At 73.7% G+C, this 5,918-nt stretch carries 5 protein-coding genes; 3 read left to right on the plus strand and 2 right to left on the minus strand.

The genetic code is table 11. The features are described 5' to 3' along the window. Both AOK24_RS35550 and AOK24_RS35555 read left to right on the plus strand, forming a co-directional pair. On the plus strand, positions 1 to 1,119 hold a 1,119-nt coding region (locus tag AOK24_RS35550; protein ID WP_159052099.1), incomplete at its 5' end, for an ABC transporter substrate-binding protein. Beyond that, positions 1,120 to 3,231: a bifunctional serine/threonine-protein kinase/ABC transporter substrate-binding protein gene (locus AOK24_RS35555; protein WP_055724097.1), complete on the plus strand. Its 2,112-nt coding sequence runs from the start codon at positions 1,120 to 1,122 to the stop codon at positions 3,229 to 3,231. A gap of 50 nt (positions 3,232 to 3,281) precedes the next feature. Here the strand turns inward: AOK24_RS35555 and AOK24_RS35560 are convergent, their stop codons facing one another. Further along, complete coding sequence (locus AOK24_RS35560) at positions 3,282 to 4,316, minus strand: aldo/keto reductase (protein WP_055724098.1); 1,035 nt, start codon at positions 4,314 to 4,316, stop codon at positions 3,282 to 3,284. An 88-nt stretch (positions 4,317 to 4,404) separates the two neighbouring features. Here AOK24_RS35560 and AOK24_RS35565 point away from each other — a divergent pair, with 88 nt between their 5' ends. Further along, complete coding sequence (locus tag AOK24_RS35565) at positions 4,405 to 5,034, plus strand: TetR/AcrR family transcriptional regulator (protein WP_055724099.1); 630 nt, start codon at positions 4,405 to 4,407, stop codon at positions 5,032 to 5,034. A gap of 48 nt (positions 5,035 to 5,082) precedes the next feature. On the opposite strand, the gene AOK24_RS35570 is transcribed toward AOK24_RS35565, so the two are convergent. Continuing rightward, positions 5,083 to 5,745 (minus strand): S1 family peptidase, encoded by a 663-nt coding sequence (locus AOK24_RS35570; RefSeq protein ID WP_055724100.1) that lies wholly within the window; start codon positions 5,743 to 5,745, stop codon positions 5,083 to 5,085. Positions 5,746 to 5,918 lie beyond the last annotated feature (173 nt).

A 5,918-nucleotide genomic window follows, 5' to 3' on the forward strand; every position in this document is an offset into this window, starting at 1 on the left:
GCCCTGCTGGCCGCCGGCGGCGCGGGCGCGGCGGTCTGGGCGTCCGGCCGGGACTCCGCACCGCCCGGCCCCCGCTGGACCCTGGGCCTCCAGGCCGACCTGACAGGCCCCCAGAAGACGATCGGCCAGGCCCAGGAACGCGCCGTCCGGCTCGCCGTCGAGGAGTTCAACGCCCGCGACGACAGGCCGTTCCCGCTGACCCTGCGCACCGCCGACGACCAGGGTGACCCGGCCCGCGCCGCCGAGGTCTCCCGCACCCTCGCCGCCGACCCCGGCCTCCTCGCCGTCATCGCCTCGACCGGCGACACGACGACCGGCGCGAGCCTCACCTCCTACGACGCCCGCTCGATCCCCCAACTCACCGCGTCCTCGGGCCGGTCCACGTACGGCACGGCCCCCGTCCGGCACTTCCTCCAGGCCGTGCCCGGCGACACGGGCATCCCCGCACCGATGGCGTTCGCCCTGCACGGCCTGGGTGCCCGGCGGGTGAGCGTGCTGGTCGACCGCGCGGGCGGCACCTCGGCCTGGGAACTCGGCCACACCCTCTACCAGAACCTCGGCGTCCTGAAGATCACCGGCGAGCCGCGCGTCGCGCCCCGGCTGGCCGGTGACCTGTCGTCCGTGGTCGCCGAGATGGCCGCGCGCCGGCCGGACGCCTTCGTCTACACCGGCACCCCCGCCCGCGCCGCCGAGGTGGCCCGCGCCCTCACCGGCTTCCCCGGCGCCCGCGTCCTCGGATTCCCCGCCGCCCAGCCGGAGTTCCTGAGCGCGGCGGGCGCCGCCGCCGAGGGCTGGCAGACCTTCGCCCCGTACATCGACCCGTCCGCCGCCCCCGTGCGCCCCTTCGCCGCCGCCTACCGCAAGCGCTACGGCACTCCGCCCCCGTACTGGGCCGCCGAGACCTACGACGTCACCCGCATGATCCTCACCCGCCTCACCGAGTCCGGCGAACCGCCCGCCCGGCAGCGCCTGTTCGACCTCCTGCTGAAGAAGCCGTACGAGGGAGCCGTCCGCACCTACGCCTTCGACCCGGAGCAGCACTGGCTGGACGGCTACGAGGTGTTCCGGTACGAGGTGAGAGGCGGCCGGTTCGCGTACGCCGGCGAGGTCTCCGTCTAGATGCGTCCCCTCACCTCCGACGACCCCGAGGAGATCGGCGGCCACCGCCTCCTGGCCCGGCTCGGCGCGGGCGGCATGGGTGTCGTGTACCTGGCCCGCAGTGCGGGTGGCGCGCTCGTCGCGCTGAAGACGATCCGCGCGGAGCACGCGGCCGACCCCGCGTTCCGGGCCCGCTTCCGGCGTGAGGTGACGGCGGTGCGGGGGCTGGCCGGGGACTGGCTGGTGCCGGTCGTGGCCGCCGGTCCCGAGGCCCGGGAGCCCTGGCTGGCCTCGGAGTTCGTGCCGGGGCCCTCGCTCACCGAGGCGGTGGACGGCTTCGGCGCGCTGCCCGTCGCCGCCGTCCGCGTCCTCGGTTCCCGGCTCGCCGACGCGCTCACCGCCGTCCACGCGGCCGGGCTCGTCCACCGCGACGTCAAACCCGGCAACGTCCTCCTCACCCTCGACGGCCCCCGCCTCATCGACTTCGGCATCGCCCACGCCTCCGGCGCCACGGCCCTCACCGCGCCCGACGCGGTCATCGGAACCCCGGGGTTCCTCGCGCCGGAGCAGGCGCGGGCCCGGGGCGGCGAGGTCGGTCCGGCGAGCGACGTCTTCTCCCTCGGCTGCGTCCTCGCGTACGCGGCGTCCGGGCGGCGGCCCTTCGGCGCGGGGCATGCGGCGGGGGTGCTGTTCCGTACGGTCCACGAGGAGCCGGACCTCTCCGACGTCCCCGGCGAGCTGCGGGCGTTGATCGCGGGGTGCCTCGCGAAGGATCCGGCCGGGCGTCCCACCGCTGTCCGGCTCGCGGCGTCCCTCCGCGATCCCCGGCTCGGTCCCGCTGCCTCCGGTGGTCCGGGGCGGGACTGGCTGCCGCCCGCTGTCCTGCGGGTCGTCGCGGAGCGGTCCGCGCGGGCCCTGGAGGTGCCGACGCCGCAGAGGGCTCAGGAGCCTGTCCCTGACGCGGGCCCACCTCTCGCGCAGGCCCCGCCGTCCCGGCGCCGGGTGCTGCTCCTGGGCAGTGCGGCGGCCTCCGTCCTCGCGGCCGGCGGCGGGGTCACCGGATACCTCGTGTCCCGGCGGGGCGGTGCCGGGCTCCCTGTCCATGTCCTCGGTTTCCAGGGCGACTTCAGCGGCGCCAGCACGGCGGACAGCGAGGCCCAGGAGCGGGGCGCCCGGCTCGCCGTGGAGCGGTACAACGCCCGCGACGGGGTCTCCTTCCGGCTCGCCCTGGAGACCGTGGACGACCGGGGCGAGCCGGCACGCGCTGCCGACGCCGCCCGGCGGCTCGTCGCGCGCGGGGCCGTCGCGGTGCTCGGACTCGGCACGGCCACCGCCGCTCGCGCCGCCGCGCCGGTGTACGAGGCCGCCCGTACGGCGATGCTTCTTGTCTCCTCCGACGGCGCCGAACTCTCCGGCCTGAACCTCAGCACCGTCTTCGCCACCCGCGGACCCGAGTCCCAGCTCGCCCTGCCCCTGCTGACGTACCTGTCGTCCGTCCACCCCGTCGACCGGACCGGCGTCATCGACGACCACGCGGCCGGTCCGACCGGCACGGACCTCGTCTCCGCGCTCTCCCGCGCGGGGACCGCCGTCGTACGGTCCGTCGCCGCCGGCAGTTCCGACTTCGCTCCCGCCGTCCGTGGAGTGCTCGCCGCGCGAGCCCAGGCCGTCGTCTTCACCGGGGTCTCCCCCGAACGCGCCTCGCTGTGCGCCCGCGCCCTCACCGACGCCGGGTTCACGGGTCCGCGCCTGGGCACGTGGCACCTCATGCGACCGGCGTTCTCCCCACCCGCCCGCGGGGGCTGGGTGTTCGGCGCCCCCTTCACCGATCCCGGCAGCGTGTCCCCCGCTTTCACCGCCGCCCACCGCACGCGCTACGGCACCGCTCCCGCCCGGTGGTCGCCGGAGGCGTACGACGCGGTGGGGCTCGCCGCCCGGGCGCTGGAGCGAACGGGAACCACAGCCGACGTCCCACCCGGCGTCCTGGCCCAGCAGTTGTCCGGCACCGCCTACACCGGCCTCGCCAAACCCCTGCGGTTCACCTCGGGCGATCTCGCCTTGGAGGGGGTGTACTTCCTGTACCAGGCCCGGGGTTCGGCATTCCGTCTCCTCGGCCGGCACGACGAGGTCTGAACGCCGCCGCACCGTACCGTCCCGTGTGGTTCCCCGCGCCGCCGGCATCGTCACACCACCGGTGGGTTGAGGCGGGCGAACCCCGCCTGGCGCTGGTACGGGAAGTGCGGGTACGGGGCGGTCCGGGCGCTCGCCCCGTCCAGGCGCGCCATCTGCTCGGGTGTCAGTTCCCAGCCGACCGCCCCCAGGTTCTCCCGGAGTTGCCGCTCGTCCCTGGCGCCGATGATGACCGAGGACACGGTGGGGCGCTGGAGCAGCCAGTTGATGGCCACCTGGGGGATCGTCCTGCCGGTCTCCTGGGCCGTTTCGTCGAGTGCGTCCACCACTCGGTAGAGGTGCTCGTCCTCCACCGGGGGACCGTAGTCGGCCGTCCGGTGCAGGCGGCTCCGGGGCGGCAGGGGGTGGTCCCGGCGGACCTTCCCCGTGAGGCGGCCCCAGCCCAGCGGGCTCCAGACCACCGCGCCCAGCCCCTGGTCCAGGCCCAGCGGCATCAGGTCCCACTCGTAGTCGCGGCCGATCAACGAGTAGTACACCTGCTGGGCCGCGTAGCGGCTCCGTCCGTGCCGGTCCGCCGCCGCGAGGGACTTCATCGTCTGCCAGCCCGAGAAGTTGGAGACGCCGAGGTAGCGGATCTTCCCCGCCCGCACGAGGTCGTCGAGCGCCGCCACGACCTCCTCCACCGGCGTCGCGGCGTCGAAGGCGTGAAGCTGGAACAGGTCGATGTGGTCGGTGCCGAGTCTGCGCAGCGCGCTCTCGCAGGCGGTGATGAGGCGGGCGCGGGAGGTGCCGGCGTCGGCGGGTCCGTCCCCTGTCGGCAGGCCCGCCTTGGTCGAGACGAGCACCCGGTCCCTGCGGCCCTTGATCGCCTCGCCGAGTGTTTCCTCGGAAGCTCCGTCCGAGTAGACGTCGGCCGTGTCGAACATCGTGATTCCCGCGTCGAGGCAGATGTCGACCAGCCGCCGCGCCTCCCGTACGTCCGTACTGCCCCACTCGCCGAACAGCGGTCCCCGCCCGCCGAAGGTTCCGGCGCCGAAGCTCAGCGCGGGGACCTTGAGGCCGGACGCGCCCAGTTGCCTGTACTCCATGACCACTCCCCCTTAATGGGTCCTGAGTTCCCTTAAGATGTCCTCACCTTAACAAGCTTTGACTTACTAACGGAACAGGAGTCCCGTTATGGAGATCGACAGTGCCGATCCCGGAACCCTCCGGCCCGGTGGACGCACGGCCCGGGTCCGAGCCGCCGTCCTGCGAGCCGCCGGAGACGTCCTCGCCGAGCAGGGCTTCACCCACCTCGACCTCGCCGACGTCGCCCGCCGCGCCGAGGTCGGCAAGACCACCGTCTACCGGCGCTGGGGCACGGTCACCGGCCTGGTGGCCGACCTCCTCACCGACATGGCCGAACAGTCCCTCCCCCGCACCGACACCGGCTCCCTCCTCGACGACCTCAAGGCCAACGCCCGCCTCGTCCGACGCACCCTCACCGACCCCCGCCAGGGCGCCCTCTTCAAGGCCGTCATCGCCGCCGCCACCTGCGACCCCCGAACCGCCGAGGCCCTCCACCGCTTCTACGCCGTCCGCGTCGAGGAGTGGGCCCCCTGCGTCCGCCAGGCCATCACCCGAGGCGAACTCCCCGCCGGCACCGACCCCCACGAGGTGATCCGCGCCGTCTCCGCTCCCCTCTACTACCGCCTCCTCACCACCCCCGCGCCCCTCACGGAATCCGACGCGGACCACGCGGCGGAAGCGGCGGTGGCTGCGGCGCGAGCGGGGGTGTTCGTGCGAGGTGGTGATCTCTTGGGCTGACCCTCTGTCCAGCGCCTCCGAGGCACCGCCCCGCCGACCTCGGCATGTTCACACCCCCGTGACGCTCCTTATCCAGCTCCGGTGCGACGCCACGCTGCTGTACTGGTTCGGCCCGAACAGCACTCCCACCTGCTCGCCCTTGTAGAACGCCGGGCCGCCCGAGTCGCCCGGCTCGCTGTCTCCCGTCAGCTTCTTCGTCCAGACCGCGCGGCCGAGGATGTCGTCGTGCTTGACGGAGGTCACGCGGTTCGTCGCCTTGCGGAGGTTCTTCGGGTGGGGGCCGAAGTTTCCGTAGCCGTAGATGCCGACGACCGCTCCCTTGGGCGGGTCCGGCCTCGTCAGCTTGACGTGCGGCGCCTTGACCGGCTTCGCCAGGCGGAAGAGGGCCACGTCGTCCAGGTGGTCCGTGTCGTCCAGGTGCCGGATGGCGGTGACGTCGGCCTTCGTGCCGTGGCCGATGCGGGGGTCTCCGACGCGGACCGACATCTTTCCCGGCTCGTCGTTGTAGCAGTGGTATGCGGTGAGCACCCAACGGTCCGTCAGCATCGTTCCCGTACAGGCGAACCGTCCGTTGTTGTAGACCTGCACGGCCCACGGTGCGGACGAGACCTCCGTACCTCCACTGATCGCATGAGCGGAGCCGGCGGGGATGGCGCAGGCCACGGCGAGACCGAGGCCGGCTGCGATGGCGAGCCGTTGGTTGTGTCGCATGAGAGGTGCTCCTCGACTGGTCCTGGCGTGGCCTCTGCCGGCCCTGCCGTCGTGGATCAACCTTCGCGGAATCCGGACCGCCGCCGCCTCGGCCGTTCGGCCACTGATCCGGCGTCAAAAACCGCCCCATCACCCGATCGAGGTCGGCCGTTCGGCCGACCTCGATCGGGTGA

Source organism: Streptomyces niveiscabiei (genome assembly GCF_001419795.1).
GTDB lineage: Bacteria > Actinomycetota > Actinomycetes > Streptomycetales > Streptomycetaceae > Streptomyces > Streptomyces niveiscabiei.

What these genes read in the sequence shown, in the direction of transcription:
- AOK24_RS35555 (WP_055724097.1), top strand. Translation starts at nt 1,120, where the DNA reads ATGCGTCCCCTCACCTCCGACGACCCCGAGGAGATCGGCGGCCACCGC.
- AOK24_RS35565 (WP_055724099.1), top strand. Translation starts at nt 4,405, where the DNA reads ATGGAGATCGACAGTGCCGATCCCGGAACCCTCCGGCCCGGTGGACGC.
- AOK24_RS35570 (WP_055724100.1), bottom strand. Translation starts at nt 5,745, where the DNA reads ATGCGACACAACCAACGGCTCGCCATCGCAGCCGGCCTCGGTCTCGCC.
- AOK24_RS35560 (WP_055724098.1), bottom strand. Translation starts at nt 4,316, where the DNA reads ATGGAGTACAGGCAACTGGGCGCGTCCGGCCTCAAGGTCCCCGCGCTG.